The 15,424-nt window shown below is 62.3% G+C and carries 22 protein-coding genes; 9 read left to right on the plus strand and 13 right to left on the minus strand.

The genetic code is table 11. The features are described from left to right. The first annotated feature begins 1 nt into the window (after position 1). From ACTJKM_RS24460 to ACTJKM_RS24480, 5 genes are all read left to right on the plus strand, one after another. Positions 2–778 carry an ABC transporter ATP-binding protein gene (locus tag ACTJKM_RS24460; protein ID WP_058323477.1) on the plus strand — a complete coding sequence of 259 codons (777 nt, stop codon included), beginning with the start codon at positions 2–4 and terminating at the stop codon, positions 776–778. 70 nt (positions 779–848) lie between these two features. After that, complete coding sequence (locus tag ACTJKM_RS24465; RefSeq protein WP_058327028.1) at positions 849–1,706, plus strand: transporter substrate-binding domain-containing protein; 858 nt, start codon at positions 849–851, stop codon at positions 1,704–1,706. A gap of 112 nt (positions 1,707–1,818) precedes the next feature. Beyond that, entirely contained in the window at positions 1,819–2,157 is a 339-nt protein-coding gene (locus tag ACTJKM_RS24470) for an ArsR/SmtB family transcription factor (protein ID WP_057254095.1), read from the plus strand. 64 nt (positions 2,158–2,221) lie between these two features. Then, entirely contained in the window at positions 2,222–2,689 is a 468-nt protein-coding gene (locus ACTJKM_RS24475) for an SRPBCC family protein (protein ID WP_058323479.1), read from the plus strand. Positions 2,690–3,065: 376 nt separating this feature from the next. Further along, positions 3,066–3,551, plus strand: coding sequence for a BA14K family protein (locus tag ACTJKM_RS24480; protein WP_440661154.1), 486 nt, complete (start codon positions 3,066–3,068; stop codon positions 3,549–3,551). Positions 3,552–3,771: 220 nt separating this feature from the next. On the opposite strand, the gene ACTJKM_RS24485 is transcribed toward ACTJKM_RS24480, so the two are convergent. After that, entirely contained in the window at positions 3,772–4,083 is a 312-nt protein-coding gene (locus ACTJKM_RS24485) for a hypothetical protein (protein WP_058327027.1), read from the minus strand. Between the two features lie 151 nt (positions 4,084–4,234). Here ACTJKM_RS24485 and ACTJKM_RS24490 point away from each other — a divergent pair, with 151 nt between their 5' ends. Next, on the plus strand, positions 4,235–4,687 hold the full coding sequence (locus tag ACTJKM_RS24490) for a hypothetical protein (protein WP_245296075.1): 453 nt from the start codon (positions 4,235–4,237) through the stop codon (positions 4,685–4,687). A gap of 32 nt (positions 4,688–4,719) precedes the next feature. Here the strand turns inward: ACTJKM_RS24490 and ACTJKM_RS24495 are convergent, their stop codons facing one another. The 8 genes from ACTJKM_RS24495 to ACTJKM_RS24530 all read right to left on the minus strand — a co-directional run bounded on the left by ACTJKM_RS24495 (position 4,720) and on the right by ACTJKM_RS24530 (position 11,835). Next, the gene (locus tag ACTJKM_RS24495; RefSeq protein ID WP_058327026.1) at positions 4,720–6,792 is read right to left on the minus strand and encodes an ASKHA domain-containing protein; all 2,073 of its coding nucleotides are present in this window, start codon (positions 6,790–6,792) and stop codon (positions 4,720–4,722) included. A gap of 154 nt (positions 6,793–6,946) precedes the next feature. Beyond that, the gene (locus tag ACTJKM_RS24500) at positions 6,947–7,279 is read right to left on the minus strand and encodes a hypothetical protein (protein ID WP_057254103.1); all 333 of its coding nucleotides are present in this window, start codon (positions 7,277–7,279) and stop codon (positions 6,947–6,949) included. Between the two features lie 140 nt (positions 7,280–7,419). Next, entirely contained in the window at positions 7,420–8,382 is a 963-nt protein-coding gene (locus ACTJKM_RS24505; protein ID WP_057254106.1) for a methyltetrahydrofolate cobalamin methyltransferase, read from the minus strand. 98 nt (positions 8,383–8,480) lie between these two features. Then, complete coding sequence (locus ACTJKM_RS24510) at positions 8,481–9,572, minus strand: methylenetetrahydrofolate reductase (RefSeq protein WP_057254108.1); 1,092 nt, start codon at positions 9,570–9,572, stop codon at positions 8,481–8,483. Further along, on the minus strand, positions 9,569–10,171 hold the full coding sequence (locus tag ACTJKM_RS24515) for a methylenetetrahydrofolate reductase C-terminal domain-containing protein (protein WP_058323482.1): 603 nt from the start codon (positions 10,169–10,171) through the stop codon (positions 9,569–9,571). Before ACTJKM_RS24515 ends, ACTJKM_RS24510 begins: the two co-directional genes overlap by 4 nt. Next, positions 10,164–10,466, minus strand: coding sequence for a virulence factor (locus ACTJKM_RS24520; protein ID WP_057254112.1), 303 nt, complete (start codon positions 10,464–10,466; stop codon positions 10,164–10,166). Before ACTJKM_RS24520 ends, ACTJKM_RS24515 begins: the two co-directional genes overlap by 8 nt. Before the next feature lie 340 nt (positions 10,467–10,806). Next, entirely contained in the window at positions 10,807–11,610 is an 804-nt protein-coding gene (locus ACTJKM_RS24525) for a formyl transferase (protein WP_058327067.1), read from the minus strand. Between the two features lie 45 nt (positions 11,611–11,655). Then, the gene (locus ACTJKM_RS24530) at positions 11,656–11,835 is read right to left on the minus strand and encodes a hypothetical protein (RefSeq protein WP_058327025.1); all 180 of its coding nucleotides are present in this window, start codon (positions 11,833–11,835) and stop codon (positions 11,656–11,658) included. Between the two features lie 203 nt (positions 11,836–12,038). Between ACTJKM_RS24530 and ACTJKM_RS24535 the strand changes: the two genes are divergently transcribed. Beyond that, positions 12,039–12,464 carry a pyridoxamine 5'-phosphate oxidase family protein gene (locus ACTJKM_RS24535; protein WP_058327024.1) on the plus strand — a complete coding sequence of 142 codons (426 nt, stop codon included), beginning with the start codon at positions 12,039–12,041 and terminating at the stop codon, positions 12,462–12,464. A 16-nt stretch (positions 12,465–12,480) separates the two neighbouring features. On the opposite strand, the gene ACTJKM_RS24540 is transcribed toward ACTJKM_RS24535, so the two are convergent. From ACTJKM_RS24540 to ACTJKM_RS24555, 4 genes are all read right to left on the minus strand, one after another. After that, the gene (locus ACTJKM_RS24540) at positions 12,481–13,254 is read right to left on the minus strand and encodes a pyrroline-5-carboxylate reductase (protein ID WP_058327023.1); all 774 of its coding nucleotides are present in this window, start codon (positions 13,252–13,254) and stop codon (positions 12,481–12,483) included. Positions 13,255–13,670: 416 nt separating this feature from the next. Beyond that, entirely contained in the window at positions 13,671–13,934 is a 264-nt protein-coding gene (locus tag ACTJKM_RS24545) for a DUF1488 domain-containing protein (protein ID WP_057254121.1), read from the minus strand. Between the two features lie 92 nt (positions 13,935–14,026). Continuing rightward, positions 14,027–14,149: a hypothetical protein gene (locus tag ACTJKM_RS24550; RefSeq protein ID WP_093234627.1), complete on the minus strand. Its 123-nt coding sequence runs from the start codon at positions 14,147–14,149 to the stop codon at positions 14,027–14,029. 45 nt (positions 14,150–14,194) lie between these two features. Next, entirely contained in the window at positions 14,195–14,500 is a 306-nt protein-coding gene (locus tag ACTJKM_RS24555; RefSeq protein WP_058323487.1) for a hypothetical protein, read from the minus strand. Between the two features lie 510 nt (positions 14,501–15,010). Between ACTJKM_RS24555 and ACTJKM_RS24560 the strand changes: the two genes are divergently transcribed. Together ACTJKM_RS24560 and ACTJKM_RS24565 are read left to right on the plus strand one after the other, a co-directional pair. After that, entirely contained in the window at positions 15,011–15,169 is a 159-nt protein-coding gene (locus ACTJKM_RS24560) for a hypothetical protein (protein WP_156436841.1), read from the plus strand. Positions 15,170–15,172: 3 nt separating this feature from the next. After that, positions 15,173–15,388, plus strand: coding sequence for a hypothetical protein (locus ACTJKM_RS24565; RefSeq protein ID WP_058327022.1), 216 nt, complete (start codon positions 15,173–15,175; stop codon positions 15,386–15,388). Positions 15,389–15,424 lie beyond the last annotated feature (36 nt).

Consider the following 15,424-nt stretch of genomic DNA (forward strand, 5'->3'; position numbering starts at 1 on the left):
CATGTCCGCCGCCGTCACTGCACCGGTTGCCATCCGCGTGCACGATCTTCACAAGAGCTTCGGACCGGTCGAAGTGCTGAAAGGCGTGTCACTCGACGCACGCGAGGGCGAAGTGATTTCCATTCTCGGATCCTCCGGCTCCGGCAAGTCGACGCTGCTTCGCTGCATCAACATGCTGGAGGTGCCGAATTCGGGCACGATCGAGGTCGCCGGCGAGGCGATCCGGCTGAAGACGCTGAGCGATGGGCGCAGCCGTCCGGCCGATCAGAAGCAGGTGGACCGCATCCGCTCCGAACTCGGCATGGTGTTCCAGAGCTTCAATCTCTGGTCCCACAAGACCGTGCTCGAAAACGTCATCGAGGCGCCGGTGCACGTGTTGAAGCGCCCGCGGGCGGAAGCGATCGAGGAAGCCGAAGCGCTGCTTGCCAAGGTCGGCATCGCCGACAAGCGCAACCACTATCCCTCGCATCTCTCCGGCGGCCAGCAGCAGCGCGCCGCGATCGCCCGCGCACTCGCCATGCGCCCGAAGGCGATGCTGTTCGACGAACCCACCTCGGCGCTCGACCCGGAACTGGTGGGCGAGGTGCTGCGCGTCATGCGGGGGCTCGCCGAGGAAGGGCGGACCATGCTGGTCGTGACCCACGAGATGGGCTTTGCCCGCGACGTCTCGAGCCGCGTCGTGTTCGTGCACAAGGGAACGATCGAGGAGGAGGGACCGCCGCACGAGGTCTTCACCCGTTCGAAGTCCGAACGCTTCCGCCAGTTCATCAAGAATTGAAGTCTGCCGTTACCGGCGGACCGAGAGAACAAACAAACCAATCAACATCCACAAAAAGGGGAATGCTGTAATGAAAAAGATGACCGCAATCATGGCTTCGGCGCTTGCCGTTGCCGCGGGGCTGATGTCCATGCCGGCTCAGGCCGAAGACAAGAAGTGGACCAAGATCACCATCGCCACCGAAGGCGCCTTTCCGCCCTATAACCTGACCAAGGCGGACGGCACGCTCGACGGCTACGAGATCGAGCTCAGCAAATATCTCTGCGACCACATGAAGGTCGAATGCACCGTCATCGCCCAATCCTTCGACGGCCTGATCCCGGCGCTCAACGCCGGCAAGTTCGACGCGATCATAGCCGGCATGTCGGCGACCGAAAAGCGCAAGGAAGTCATCGACTTCTCGATGTCCTACGGCAGCACCGGCCAGGCCTTTGCCACGCTGAAGGGCGGCGAGCTGGAAACGCTGCCGATGAAGGGCGAACTGTTCTCGCTCGCCTCCAACGAGGCCGGCGCGCGCAAGGCGGTCGATGAATTGAAGCCGCTGGTCGAAGGCAAGACCGTCGGCGTCCAGACCGCCTCGATCGCCGCGCGCTTCATCGACGAATACCTGAAGGACGTCGTCGAGGTGCGCGAATACAAGACGACCGAGCAGCACGACCTCGATCTCGTCGCCGGCCGCGTCGACCTCATCATGGCATCGATGGGCTATCTGAAGACCGCGGTCGAAAAGCCCGCCAACAGCGACATGGTCATCGTCGGCCCCCGTTTCCAGGGCGGCTTCCTCGGCGCCGGCAGCTCCGTCGGTCTGCGCAAGAGCGATACCGAGCTGAAGGCGCTGTTTGACGACGCCATCGCCGCAGCCAAGGCCGACGGCACCATCAAGCGCCTGTCGGAAAAGTGGTTCGGCTTCGACCTGACGCCGCAATAAGGCGGTCCGCCACCGCTCTCAACCCAAGCGCCGCGTGTTCCGTCGGACGCGCGGCGCTTTTGCGTGGCGGCGCTAGCGGTTGACTCTCATAAGTAGTGCCTTATGATAAGTCATGGCTTATGAAGGAAAAGTGCTCACTGCGCTCGCAGACCCGACGCGCCGGGCGATCTTCGAGAAGCTTGCCAAGGGACGTTCCTCGGTTGCTGATGTCGCCCGGTCCTTGCCGGTCTCGCAGCCGGCGATCTCGCAGCATCTGAAGGTGCTGAAGGAGGCGGGGCTGGTCACCGACGAGCCTCAGGGCCAGAGGCGCATCTATTCGATCGATCCGGCGGGCCTCGGGCCGCTCAGGCAATGGTTGGACCGCTTCTGGGAGGATCAGCTGGCCGCCTTCAAGGCGCTGGCCGACAGCGACGAGGCTTCGGGAACTGAGCCGAGGGAACCGGAGCGATAGGGGGCGGAAGCCCTACGGTCGACACGCCTCCGCCGCGACCACGTCAGCAATGGGAGGAAAGGATATGCATATGATCGAGCCGGCGCCGGTGCGCAAATCCGTAACCGTCAGCGCTCCTCCGGAGCGCGCCTTCGAGATCTTCGTCGCGCGCATGGGCGACTGGTGGCTGACGACCCACAGCCTGACGGCGAGCGGCCAGAGGGCTGTTATCGTCGAGCCCGCCGCCGGCGGCCGTTGGTATGAGGTGGGCACCTCGGGCGAGGAAGAGGACTGGGGCCGGGTGCTCGCTTACGAGCCGCCGAAGCGGATCCTCTTCGCCTGGCAGCTCAATGCCGAATGGACCTTCGATGCCGATTTCGAGACCGAGGTGGAGGTGACCTTCGAACCGACGCCGGAAGGCGGCACCACCGTGCGGCTCGAACATCGCGACCTCGCCAACTACGGCGCGAAGGCGGAGGTAGCCCGTGCCTCGCTTGATTCCGACGGTGGCTGGGCAGGGCTGCTCGCAGCGTTTGCGGCGAAGGTGGGGTGAAGCGTCGAGCCCGGTTGGTTTGGCGTCGCATCGAAGGCGGCGCGCTTCCAACCTTGTTTCGAACACAATCGCCCCGTATACACCCGGCCATCGGCATTGCTTATGAGCGCTGAAAATTCTCGCCGCTCGCAATCGCCGCGTCGCATTAGACTTTTGACCACGGATGTACTGGCACTGGTGTAAGAGCGATGATGAGGAAGGTCGGTGCGGTTTCGCCCCGGCCTTTTTTGTTGGCCCCACTACGGAATGATGATCTTCATCTGGTCATGGGCTCCCGCTGCTTTGAGGTTCGACGCTGCGCCAAGCTGCGCACGTTCATCTGAGGTTCATGACGGGTGCCGGAAAATGACCCGACGAACAACAGTTGGACGATGCCATGAAAAGAATAGGTGCAGTACTCGTAGCCGCGGCTACGGCACTGTCGGCGGTCTCGGCGCAGGCCATGCCCATGTCTCCCGTTTCGGTGGGGCAGTCAGTTTCCCAGCCTGTCGAGTTGATCCACCACAAGCCAGGTCATTACGGCGGACCGCCGCACAAACGCGGGTATAACGGCTACCGTTACGGCGGCAACCGTCACAATGCGGCTCCACGATACGGCTATTACAATGGCTACGAGGGCTACCGCTACCGTCGCGACGGTTACCGTCGGCACAGTGACGGATGGTGGTATCCTCTGGCGGCATTCGGGGCAGGAGTGGTTATCGGTGGCGCGATCGCGCAGCCACCTCGCAGGGTCTATTCCAACGCGCCGTCTGCGCATGTCGAATGGTGCTATGACCGCTACCGCTCGTACAACGCCTACGACAACACTTTCCAGCCCTATTACGGGCCGCGCCAGGAATGCGTGTCGCCGTATTACTGATCAGCACGCCTGCTTGACGGTGGCCATGGGTTCGAAGCCTTGATGGCCATCGATGCGCCGTGTGGCCGCCTTCGTCCGCCGCCAGTTTGCACTTCGGCAATGACGGCGGCCGAAAAGCTTGGGGACGGCCGTCGTCTCCACCTTCCGACCAATCTGGTGGGTTGCCCGATTTCGCGCGAGGAGCGGCAGGGTTGGCGGCCGAGAGCGTTGCGGCGAGCCTTTACTTGGTTGGTGTCGGCCGCACCAGCGTGACGACGCGTGGCTTTGATGGCGCATCCAGCCATTCGATCCACTTGTCCCGTTCCTCGATCGTGTCGAAGAACCGCCAGAGCTTGTAATCTTCTTCGGTGGTCTGCAGCATCTCGCCGAGCGAGACGAGCTCCATCGGCAGCTCCACCTCGTTGCCGTCGTAGCGGATGAAATAGATGCCTTCGGCGGCGAGACGGATCACCTGGCCGGTGCCGTAGGTGCCATCGGGATCGTCGACGGTGAAGTACATGCCGGTCAGGGTATCGAGAATCTTGTCGTTCATGGGTTTTGGATGCCAGTTCAAAGAATACGATTCATCAGACCGTCGCCTGCCGCCGGAATTAAGGCAAGCCGAAATATCGAGTGTCCACGTCTGGTGAAGAGGTCAGGCAGCGTTCCAGACGGTGCGAGGCGGCAGAAGAGTTGACAAAGTGGTGGCTGACCGGAACCATCTCGTCGTCAACAGAAACAGTGCCCACAATCAAATCATGCAGATATCGATACCGCAGGAGGCTTTTCCCGCGTTGGGAACTGTCGCAAATCCCGCTGTGCTCTACGATGGGCTCAGCGCTTTTGTCTGTTATGAAGCTGCTCCGAGCGCTGGCGGCGGTAATGTCGTTCTCAAGTTCGGCGACGTTATCGATTTCCGGATTACGCCGATGAATGTCGATGGCCTGCCGGAGTGCAGGTACCCAATCCGTCCATGGGCGTTCAATGAAGTCGTGGACGGTGACGAAGCGGCCAAATGGAAAGTCCTCAATCCGCGTTTCTGGCTCATATCCTTTAACGACGTAACGATCGAGGTTCTGTTCGAGACGGTCTCGCTCGAGCTTCATGACGAGCGAGGCGGGCCGCTGCCCAGGACGCTGATGAGCGCCTTGAGATGACGGTCTGAAGACGGCAGCTTAGCCGACTCACTCTACTCCCGGCTTCTTCTCCGCCGACGACCGCCACCCTCGCCATCATCGCCCGCCACCTTGCGCTCCGGCAAAGTCACCACAGCAGAGAGCTTCGGGAAGGCGTCGACCTTGTTCGGCATCGCCATGGCGTTGATGAAATGCTCCTGAAATTTTGATTCAAGCGCCGTCTCTATCTTCTCGATTTTGCTGACGGTTTGCTCGACCTCGCGGCGGTGGCCGCGGTTCAGGAGCGCCATCAGCGCGCCGGTGCCGGCGGCGTTGCCGACGGCCTTCACTTCCTCAAGGTCGCAATCCGGGATCAGCCCCAGCACCATCGCGTATTTCGGGTCGATGAAGGAGCCGAAGGCGCCGGCGAAGCGGATGGTGTCGACATGGTTGACATCAAGCTTTTCCATGAGCAGCTTGATGCCGGCATAAAGCGCTGCCTTGGCGAGCTGGATGGCGCGGATGTCGTTCTGCGTCACGGTAATGCGCTGTTCGCCCTCGTGCAGCAGATAGGAGAAGGTGCGGCCGTTGGGGATGATGCGCGGGCTTTTCGCCGCCATCGCGCCATCGACGACGCCATCCTGCGAGATGATGCCGGAAAGGTACATCTCGGCGACGATCTCGATGATCGCCGAGCCGCAGATGCCGGTCACGCCGACGCTGGCAGCCGCTTCGGCAAAGCCTTCCTCGTCCGACCACTTGTCGACGCCGATCACCCGGAAGCGCGGTTCCAGCGTTTCGGGGTCGATACGCACGCGCTCGATGGCGCCGGGGGCGGCGCGCTGGCCAGAGGAGATTTCCGCACCCTCGAAGGCGGGGCCGGTGGGCGAGGAGGCGGCGACGACGCGGTCCTTGTTGCCGAGCACGATCTCGGCATTGGTGCCGACATCGACGAGCAGCATCATCTTGTCCTGGCGATAGGGGCCTTCAGACAGCGTCGCGCCGGCCGCATCGGCGCCGACATGGCCGGCGATGCAGGGCAGCATATAGAGCCGCGCGCCGCGGTTGACGTCGATGTCGATCTCGTGCGCCCAATATTGCAGGGCACCGGAGACGGCGAGCGCAAACGGCGCCTGACCGAGTTCGGTCGGGTCAATGCCGAGGAACAGGTGGTGCATGATCGGGTTGCCGACGAAGACCATGTCGAGAATGTCGTGGCGGTCGACTTCGCCCTCGGCGCAGACCTTGCCGATCAGGCCGTTGACCGCCTCGCGCACCGCCTTGGTCATGGCTTCCCGGCCGTCCGGGTTCATCATCACATAGGAGACGCGGCTCATCAGGTCTTCGCCGAAGCGGATCTGCGGGTTGGAGGCGCCCGAGGAGCCGACGATGCGGCCCGAGAGCAGCGACACCAGATGCATGGCGATGGTCGTCGAGCCGATGTCGCAGGCAACGCCATAGGCCTCGTTCTTCAGGCCCGGCCACAGGCCGACGATGAAGGGGCGGGACGAATCCATGTCGCGGTGGATGGCGGCGGTGACGGCCCAGTTGCCCTTGCGCAGGATGGTCTGGACCTGCGGGATCAGGTGCGGCGCAATCAGGAGATCCTTCCAGCCCCAGTCTTTTTCCAGCATCACCTTCAGCCGGTCGAGGTCGCCGAGCGGCTTGTGCATGTCGGGCTCGTCCACCTCGACATAGCAGAGCTGGACGGCGGCATTGCGCTCGATCACCCGATCGGTCGCGGCCTTGCGCACGACCTGGGCGTTGATGACAGTGTCCTGCGGCACGTCGATGACGAGGTCGCCGAGGATCTGGGCGGAACAGGAGAGGCGGCGGCCATCGGGGAGACCGCGGATCTTTTCGTAGCGATCTTCCTTGGCGCCCTTTTCCGAGATGTGCTCGTTGGAGGAAACGATCTTGTGCTTGGCGAAGTTACCTTCCTGCACCACGATCTGACAGCGCCCGCAGGTGGCCCGCCCGCCGCACACACTTTCGACATAGACGCCGAGCTTGCGGGCGGCATCGAGAACCGGGGTGCCGACCGGGAAGCGGCCGCGTTTGCCCGAAGGCATGAACAGCACCAGAGGTTCCTTTTGCGCGGCTTCGGTCATGTTGGTCTCGATCTCGGAAGTGCCTTCGATGCGCATGCTCTAGTCTTTCGTCAGGTCCGCTTCAACAGGTGAGCGAAGCACGGCTAAACGGTTTCAGACTGCACCGGAACGCCGCCCGATAGTTGTCCAATCCCGACATGGAAGCATCTGTTTCAAACAGTTAAGGCGTGAGGCTTGGCGGCCGGTCAGGCTACTTGCGCGACAGACGCCGGGCGTTGCTGCGCACCCGCTTGCCATAGGGCCTGAGCGCTGCGGACGCAATCGCCGTTCCGTGGCCGGAGGCCGTGCCGCCGGCCATCAGCCGCAGCGTGTTGTCGAAGGCAGCTTTCCAAAGGGCCATGTTCACGGCCATGACGCTTTCCGCTGAGGCCGCGATCTTCTCGGAGATCATGCGGTGAAGCTCGGTTACGTCGTGGGACTTGCCCGTAAGCGCCGCCATCTGCATTTCCTGCAGCCGGACGGCGATGACGAAGGGTGCTTCAAACCAGAGGGTCGCGGCATCGAGTCGAAGGCGGCGTGTCATGGGTGATCCCTTGTGCTGCGAGGTTGGGTGCCGAAGTCGGTGTTATAGCGCTCCCGTTTGTATCACCGCGAATGCGACGGGAGGAGGGCGGCGACGAGACGCGGATGGCTTCTCATGCCGTTCCCCTCCCAAGACGTAACCTACTCGCTCGCTGCCGCACCGCCGGTGCGGGCCGCGCGACCGCCGCGGCGTCCACCGCTGGCGGCTGCCGGTGCGGCCGCAACGACGTGACCGCCTTCGGCCGGCTTGTGGTCGCGATAGGTCTTGATCCAGTGGGTGCAGTTCGGATCGGTGCCGTTCAGAACGTTGGCGGCGCGCACGGCTTCCATTTCCTGCGGGCGGCAGGGGTTCATGATCGCCGACGTCATGCCGGCGCCGATGACCATCGGGATGAAGCCGGCATTGATGCCGTGGCGGTGCGGCAGGCCGAAGGAGATGTTGGAGAGGCCGCAGGTGGTGTTGACCTTGAGCTCCTCGCGGAGCCGCCGCAGGAGCGCGAAGACCTGCCGGCCAGCGTCGCCCAGGGCTCCGATCGGCATGACCAGCGGATCGACAACGATGTCGTGCGGCTTGATGCCGTGATCCAGGGCGCGCTCGACGATCTTCTTGGCGACGGCGAAGCGCACGTCCGGGTCCATCGAGATTCCGGTTTCATCGTTGGAGATAGCCACCACCGGTACGTCGTATTTCTTGACGAGCGGCAGAATCGCTTCGAGCTTCTCCTCTTCGCCGGTGACGGAATTGACCAGCGGGCGGCCCTTGGCAACGCGCAGTGCCGCCTCGATCGCGGCGGTGACGGAACTGTCGATCGCCAGCGGTACATCGACGAGGCCCTGGACGATTTCGAGCGTCTTGACGAGCAGCGGCGGCTCGGTCTCGTTCGGGTTGACGGCGGTGACGCCGGCGTTAACGTCGAGCATCGTCGCGCCCGCTGCCACCTGCTCCAGCGCATCCTTGATCACCGTGTCGAAGTTGCCCTCGATCATTTCGGCGGCGAGTTTCTTGCGGCCGGTCGGGTTGATGCGTTCGCCGATGACGCAGAACGGCTGGTCGAAGCCGATGATGATCTCGCGGGTGGCGGAAGCGACGATGGTCCGGGTCATGCAGGGTCCTTTGTCAATTGGCGTCGGGCTATGTAATCACGCCCAGGAAGTCGATGATAGGCGCCTTCTGATAGGCGCCGGTTTTGTCTGCGGTCTGGTCAGTGCGGATGATGGGCTGCGGCTTCGGCCATCTCCTGCTGGTTTTCTTCCTTGCCTTCGCGAATATGCTCCAGCCGCTCGGCAACGAGCGCATCCTCAGGCAGCGTCTCGTGCTTCCAGGGCCGGCGGCCCTTCAGCACGCCCGATTCATGCACGATCTCTGCGACATATTCTTCCTGGCGATAGGCCATCACGTGGATGCCGGAGACACCTTCGATCTCCTTCACCTCGTTGATGATGTCGATGCAGAGCTGCTTGCCTTCCTTCTTCTGGTCCTGCGCGCCTTCCAGGCGGGTAATGACGCTGTCGGGGATATGGATGCCCGGAACGTTGGAGCGGATCCAGCGGGCGGTCTTGGCCGATGCCATCGGCCCGACGCCGACGAGGATATAGCACTTCTCGTGCAAGCCGAGGTCGCGCACCTTCTTCATGTATTCGCGGAACATCGGCACGTCGAAGCAGTACTGGCTCTGCACGAACTGCGCGCCGGCCTCGATCTTCTTGGCGAGACGATAGGGGCGGAAATCGTAAGGCGGGGCGAAGGGGTTGATGGCGGCGCCGAGGAACACCTGCGGCGGCGTCGTCAGCTTGCGGCCGGAAAGGAACTTCGAGTTGTCGCGCATGATGCGCACGGTTTCGAGCAGCGACATGCAGTCGAGGTCGAAGACCGGCTTTGCGCCCGGCTGGTCGCCGGCCTGCACGCCGTCGCCGGTCAGGCACATGATGTTCTGCACGCCCATGGCCGAAGCGCCGAGCACGTCGCCCTGGATGGCGATGCGATTCTTGTCGCGGCAGGCGATCTGCATGATCGGCGCATAGCCCATGCGGGTCAAAAGCGCGCAGATGCCGACCGAGGACATGTGGCAGTTGGCGCCGGATGCATCCACCGCGTTGATGCCGTCGACCCAGCCGTCGAAGACCGCAGCGCGTTCGTAGACGTCCTGCGGGTTGGCGCTGTCGGGCGGGTTGAGCTCGGCGGTGACGGCAAATTCGCCGCGACGCAGAACACGCTCCAGACGGCCGCGGGAGGAATGGCCGGGCAGGGGCTCAAGCGGCGCGCCGGGATCGAAGGGATTGATATCGGGGCTCATGCCTGGCCTTCCTTGGATGCCGCTTCACGCTGCGCTGCGGCTTCCGCCGTCACGCGCAGCCAGGACGAAGTTTCGCGCAGCGACTGGTTGACCGGCTTCTGCACGTTCATGATCGCATTGCCCTTCTCCATGTTCTGCGAGCCCTTCCAGGCCTGCACCCAGACGCAGGGCATATCCGGCTCGACCTCGCAATTGCCGTTGGCGCGCACGCCGCCGCAGGGGCCATTGCGCAGCTGCTTCGGACAGTTCATCGGGCAGGACATGCCAGTTGAAGACAGCGCGCACTGGCCGCACATGCGACAGTCGAAGAGGAAACCCTTGACGTGACGCTCGACGAAGGTGATCGGTCGCTCGACCCGGCCGTAGCCGAGGGCGTTCCAGAGCGGATGCAAGAGCAGGAATACATCGGCGAAGCGGTTGTAGAACCACTCGAGGAAACGGGAGTTGCGCACGGCCCAGAGGCGAACCGTATATTTGTGGCGCGACCGGCGGCTCGGAGAAACCCCGGTCGGGGTATAGGCGCCGGTCGCAGCCTTTGCCCCAGGTGCTGCGTTGCCCTTCATGATCTTCTGTTCGCCTGCAGGTTTGGCATCAGCCATTGTCGCGGCCTCCGGCCTTGACCAGTGCGACGAGCCGCTCGCGGTCATAGGCGGCTTCGAGTTCGGCGGCAGCGCTGTCGGCTTCCGCTTCCAGATCGTCGGACACCGGCACCGGATCGGCCTTGCGCCATTCTGCGAGATAGTCGTCGGTTTCGGCGGCACCGGTGCGCATCGCGCACATGTCGATCGCCTCGGTGAAACGCAGCGACAGCTCGCGCTTCGCCGTCGTGCGGCCCTTCTTGATGATGATCTGGGCCGGAATGTCGCGCCAGTAGACGATAATGCGATCTGCCATCGGGTGTCGTTCTCCTCCCCTGCATGTTTCCTTTAATCGGAGCCGATTAAGGATCAAAAACATGCAGCACTCTAAAGCGCTACAGCGACCTTTGCGCGCCTGATACGACGCGCGGCGCTGTAGGTGCGACAATGCGCATGTACAGGCGTCCGGGCTCATCTCGCCACGACGTCGGATATGTCCAAAAACGACGCTGGGCGACGAGCCGCCGCGGGCGCGCTTCAGGAGACGCGCGAGCGTCGGCCGGGTGGTCCGGCGCGTCAATGCCGTTCGGAGCGGATTGCCCACAGTTTCAGGCTTTTAGCGCGCATGCGACAGGAACGATAACCCTTTGCACCGCTTACCAGATACGACGTGTGAGCCCATTCCACACCCAGGCCCAGATTGGCGGGTGAAACCATTGCCGTGACGGACCTGCGACATCGACGGGCCGCAGTTTTCCGTCAAGCGCATCTGTGACTGCGGCAATCGCAATATCGGTGGAAGCAGCCGTCTGCAGCAGCGGATAGGTGTGCATCGTGTCGCTTTGGCTCGGCCTTTGGCGTGACTGGTAGAGTACGCCGCCGGTGTCGACGCCGGCATCGACCAGATGCACGGTCGCGCCGAAGTTCTCCGCATCGTCGTTGACCAGCGCCCAGTAGCCGCCCATCAGGCCGCGATAGGTGGGGTTGATGCCGGCATGGAAATTGAGGACCGGGCAGGGGATCGCGGCAAGCGTTTCGGCCTTCAGCAAGCGGCAGCTGATGAGGAAGATGACGCCGGGTTTCAGCGCGCGGATTTGCTTGATGGCGTCGGCGTCGTTGATCGAAGCCACGGATTTGATCGGGATCGACGAATCGAGTTTTCCCGAGACCTTGTAGGTGGCGAAGATTTCTTCCGCGCGGCTACGGGTAAAACGCTTGCCGAAGCGCGAGGCGATCATGGTGGCAAGCTGCCCGAGCGCCATCGGCCAGCCGAGCTTGCGGGCGCGGCGACGCAGGAACAGGCCCTTGGATTCCGGCTGTTCCTCGATGACGGTCACATCGGAAAAGCGGCCAGCGAGCGCGTTGATCATGATCCACGGGTTCTCACCGCCCGCCGTGACCACGACGATAGGGCCGGGGCGCTTGCCGGCGGCTTGATTCGGACTGGCGATTTCGGTCATGGCGGCCCCATGCGTGAACAGGGCCAAGATATGCAGGCTCGCCCGTTACCGGCGGCTTAACTGGTTCCAGTACCATTCGGCCACACCGCCGCCGAGCACGACCAATGCCACGGACTCGAGCAGCGCTACGTCTTCCGTCAGGTTGCAGACCGCACCGATCAGCAGAGCCAGAAGCAGGCCGGCCGCACATCCAAGCGCATAGGGCAGATATTCGAGGAATTTCACTGCTGTCTCCTCCGACAGGCGTGGCGATCTTCTTCAACATAGCCTCACGGCAAGGGCGCCGCGCTGCTGATGGTTCGCCGCATGGTTGCCGATGGCTATGAGATCACCTTGACTCCCTCCATTGCCTTGTCAAGCTGCGCTTGGCAGGAAAGCCTGAATTCGTTCCGCCGGTAACGCACCCAGCCATCCAGGACGATGAAGCAATGGGCGACATTCAATCCAGACGCATGATCCTCGACTTCTTGAGGCAGCACACCTTGGCCGTGATCGCGACCTGCGGCCGGGATGGCAGGCCTGAAGCGGCGGCTATCGATTTCTCGGTGCGAGACGACCTGGAAATCGTGTTCGACACGTTCGAACACACCCGCAAGTTCGTCAATCTCTCCGACCAGAGCCGTGTCGCGCTCGTCATCGGCTGGGACAACAACATCACCGTTCAATATGAAGGCGACGCGACGAAGGTCTCCGCCGATGATCTCGAGCGATACCAGGAAGCGCATGTGAAAAGCGTTCCGGCCGAGAGAGAATTTGTCGAGAAGGGTGCCGTGGTGTTCCGGGTCGAACCGCGCTGGATTCGCTACTCCGATTGCAACAGCAATCCTCCGGACGTGATCGAGCTTCGCTTCTGAAGTTTGGACCTTGCCGTCACGAAGCCGCGGTGATGCGGCGGTGAATACCGCCGAGACTTTCCTTGAACCGCTCGAACGTCCCGTGCTCCGTCAGTTCTCGCAGCACCTGTTCGTTGATGCCGCCGCGTGTCGCGTAATCCTCGGCGAGATGCGCGAAGCTGGCATCCGGTGTCGTTGCCGGTGCCTGACCCAACGCGGCAAACAGCGAGGCCACATAGTCGCGGCCCTTGGCGTCCTCCACGCCGTTGTCCTTCAGCCAGCCATGGATCGTTTCGAGATATTTGAAGTAGCTGGCATAGGTGGCAGTCGCCACGCTCAGCACATCGAACTCGCTCTCGCTTTCAACCTCGATCGCCTTGCCGAGCCTGCCGAAAAACGCTGCCATTTCCGGATCCGGCGGGAAAATGATCGTCGGCCCCTGGCGGATCGCGATCATCGGCATCGGCAATGCCTTGGTCACCCGCTTCACCGGGCCCACCATGGCGGCGATCTCATTGCAGGAGAAGGTCGCGATCAGGCTGACGACATGGTGATCCGGCCGGAAGCGCAACAGCGGCAGCACTTCGCGGGCGATCTGTGGCCGGACGGCCAGCATGACCGTGTCGCAATCGTCCAGGACCGCCTGATTGTCGGCCGCCACCCGCACATCGGGAAACCGCGCGGCAAGGCCCGCCGCGATCTCTTCGTTGCGTGGCGACAGCACGACCGGCGTGGTTTCGCCCGGAAGCGATTTGAGCCCGGTGACGATCGCAGACGAGAGTGCGCCGGTGCCGATGAAGCCGAGTTTCATGAGAAGTCCTGTCGCTTGGTGATTTCAGCAGATCCGTGAAACTGCCGGGTGCCGCATGCACGGCTCCTGGTTTGTGGTTCGCGGAACAATAATACCAAAGGCGCTGGCGACAAGCGGTCGCGACAGCGTCGCCCACAGGCTACAGCGCCGCGCGTCTTATCAGACGCGCCAAGGTCGCTGTAGCACTTTGAATTGCTGCATGTTTTTGTCCTTCAATAGGGTACGATTAAAGGAAACATGCAGTAGCGGGACGCATTTCAACAACGGAGTTGAGGTTGCCACACCCTGTCGCCGCCTGCGGGGAGAGGGGACGTGGACAGTGATGTCGCCGAACAGGGCGGCGATCCTGTGAGACCAGGGGGTGTTGGGCGCGAGCGGGTGCCGCGGGTTTCCTTCCGAGATCTAGCGGCCGAGATCTAGCGGAAGTCCGCGGCTGTGAGGATATAGATTGTCCGGCGCCCGTTGGCATAGGCTGCCCTTGCGACTTCGTAGATCGAGTTGCGTGCGGCGTCGAATGCCTGGAGGCAGGCCGCCTCGGTCGTCCGGGTGGGCGCGCCACGGGCCAGAGCCGCCGCCTCGACATAGAAGGGCACTTCGAACATGCCGTCGTGGCCAAGGAAGCGAACGGCGTTCCTCGCACCATCGAAGCTTCGGGATTGGTTTGGGAAGCTCAGTGGCATGGTGTGATCCTTTTAGCGGTAAGCCAAGTTGGCCAGCGGTGGGTCGGCCGGGTAGACGCGTGAAGACGTGCATTCATCTTCGCGCCGCGCCATCACAAGATCCGCCCGAAGAGGATTGTGGTAACGACGACGGCGATCGCGAGCGAAAGGGCAATCCAGGCAAGCAGACCACGATAGTCGAAGAGATAGATCTGAGCCGGTATGTGGTACTTCATGATCGCCTCCTGTGGCTGATCTGTTCGGACCGCTTGGCTTGGTGTTTACAAGATGTGTGCAGTTCTGAACGCCCGTTCGGCCCGTGCGATCGCGTCGTTGCCGGCATTGACGAGTTCGAGATTGCCTTCATCGGTTACCCGCTCATGGCATTCGCCGTTGCTGCGTATGCGGTACTGGAGCGCATTGTCGCGGATCGGCAGCGTCGCGGTAATGCGATATGTTTCTCCGACAATTGACTCCCTCGTCAGCGCCCCTCTGGAGCGAACGAGCTGGCCAACGTGAAAACGGTGGACAGGCGACTGGTCGCGCGGACTGCGGATGATGCGTTTGGTGAACGTTAGCGTGTTCATGATGGTCTCAGTCCTCTTAAAATGTGCTTGGGCACGGTCGGCCGGACAGCTGCTCAAAGATGGCTTGGCGCGGGCGAACAGATGTCCCGAAGCGAGATGTGCTTCGAGACGAAGCGTTGGCCCAAGCACTGGAACCGAAGCTTGCGTATCTGTCGAAAATTTAGGAGATCGGGGCGGTTCGAAGTTCTGATACCGCGAAAGCCACATCGGCCAAATCTACTTGGTTTAATATAGCGCGTCGATTGAGTTTCAATTGAGGCGGTTGTGTCTGCTGGTGGGGATGCGCGCTCCTGTTAACCGTCACTCCATCACGGTTTTCCGTTGTCCGCTCGATAAAGCCCCGCGTCAATTGCCGATGTGGTAAGCTCATCGTTTGGAATTGGAGACTGCGATCGAAGGGGCCCTGAACCGAACGGCTGCCGACACCTTGCAAAAGGCGCTTGCACGTTTCCTTACTTAAGCCTGATGACGCCCGACCGCGATGATCTCATTCGAAGAAGGAGAGGCGCAATGTCCTCCCGTTTGGTCTTCTGCCTGCTTCTGGTTGCCCTGTCGGTTGTCCATGTCTGGGCCTTCAGACCGCCTCAGGGCAACGCCGATGGTCGCTCAGCCATGCCGCATCTGGCGGATCAGGGCCAGGTCGTGAACCCCGATTGTGGACTGGGCTGAGCCATGGCAACGCTACGGTACGGTCTCAAGGTCGAAGCCAACAATGTCTGGGCGGTGGTCGATGTCTTCACCGGGCAGCCGGTCGTTCTTCACGGCTCTCTGCTGTCGAACTTGCCGCGCGATGAAGCGGATGATCTTCTGGATATTCTCAATCTCAAAGACGGCATACGCAGGGGCACGATAAAGGTTCCGCCCCGCCCGCCGGAAGATGAGAGCTAGATCAGCTGAGCGGAATAACCATCCGCGATGGTTGAC

Origin of the sequence: Ensifer sp. 22460, from assembly GCF_052044935.1 — a bacterium.
Classification (GTDB): Bacteria; Pseudomonadota; Alphaproteobacteria; order Rhizobiales; family Rhizobiaceae; genus Ensifer.

Coding starts and splice junctions, on each gene's coding strand:
- ACTJKM_RS24475 (WP_058323479.1), top strand. CDS start 2,222: ATGCATATGATCGAGCCGGCGCCGGTGCGCAAATCCGTAACCGTCAGC.
- ACTJKM_RS24505 (WP_057254106.1), bottom strand. CDS start 8,382: ATGACCCGGACCATCGTCGCTTCCGCCACCCGCGAGATCATCATCGGC.
- ACTJKM_RS24560 (WP_156436841.1), top strand. CDS start 15,011: ATGTCCTCCCGTTTGGTCTTCTGCCTGCTTCTGGTTGCCCTGTCGGTT.
- ACTJKM_RS24555 (WP_058323487.1), bottom strand. CDS start 14,500: ATGAACACGCTAACGTTCACCAAACGCATCATCCGCAGTCCGCGCGAC.
- ACTJKM_RS24540 (WP_058327023.1), bottom strand. CDS start 13,254: ATGAAACTCGGCTTCATCGGCACCGGCGCACTCTCGTCTGCGATCGTC.
- ACTJKM_RS24520 (WP_057254112.1), bottom strand. CDS start 10,466: ATGGCAGATCGCATTATCGTCTACTGGCGCGACATTCCGGCCCAGATC.
- ACTJKM_RS24515 (WP_058323482.1), bottom strand. CDS start 10,171: ATGGCTGATGCCAAACCTGCAGGCGAACAGAAGATCATGAAGGGCAAC.
- ACTJKM_RS24500 (WP_057254103.1), bottom strand. CDS start 7,279: ATGACACGCCGCCTTCGACTCGATGCCGCGACCCTCTGGTTTGAAGCA.
- ACTJKM_RS24495 (WP_058327026.1), bottom strand. CDS start 6,792: ATGCGCATCGAAGGCACTTCCGAGATCGAGACCAACATGACCGAAGCC.
- ACTJKM_RS24470 (WP_057254095.1), top strand. CDS start 1,819: ATGGCTTATGAAGGAAAAGTGCTCACTGCGCTCGCAGACCCGACGCGC.
- ACTJKM_RS24485 (WP_058327027.1), bottom strand. CDS start 4,083: ATGAACGACAAGATTCTCGATACCCTGACCGGCATGTACTTCACCGTC.
- ACTJKM_RS24525 (WP_058327067.1), bottom strand. CDS start 11,610: ATGACCGAAATCGCCAGTCCGAATCAAGCCGCCGGCAAGCGCCCCGGC.
- ACTJKM_RS24465 (WP_058327028.1), top strand. CDS start 849: ATGAAAAAGATGACCGCAATCATGGCTTCGGCGCTTGCCGTTGCCGCG.
- ACTJKM_RS24460 (WP_058323477.1), top strand. CDS start 2: ATGTCCGCCGCCGTCACTGCACCGGTTGCCATCCGCGTGCACGATCTT.
- ACTJKM_RS24510 (WP_057254108.1), bottom strand. CDS start 9,572: ATGAGCCCCGATATCAATCCCTTCGATCCCGGCGCGCCGCTTGAGCCC.
- ACTJKM_RS24480 (WP_440661154.1), top strand. CDS start 3,066: ATGAAAAGAATAGGTGCAGTACTCGTAGCCGCGGCTACGGCACTGTCG.
- ACTJKM_RS24565 (WP_058327022.1), top strand. CDS start 15,173: ATGGCAACGCTACGGTACGGTCTCAAGGTCGAAGCCAACAATGTCTGG.
- ACTJKM_RS24550 (WP_093234627.1), bottom strand. CDS start 14,149: ATGAAGTACCACATACCGGCTCAGATCTATCTCTTCGACTATCGTGGT.
- ACTJKM_RS24545 (WP_057254121.1), bottom strand. CDS start 13,934: ATGCCACTGAGCTTCCCAAACCAATCCCGAAGCTTCGATGGTGCGAGG.
- ACTJKM_RS24535 (WP_058327024.1), top strand. CDS start 12,039: ATGGGCGACATTCAATCCAGACGCATGATCCTCGACTTCTTGAGGCAG.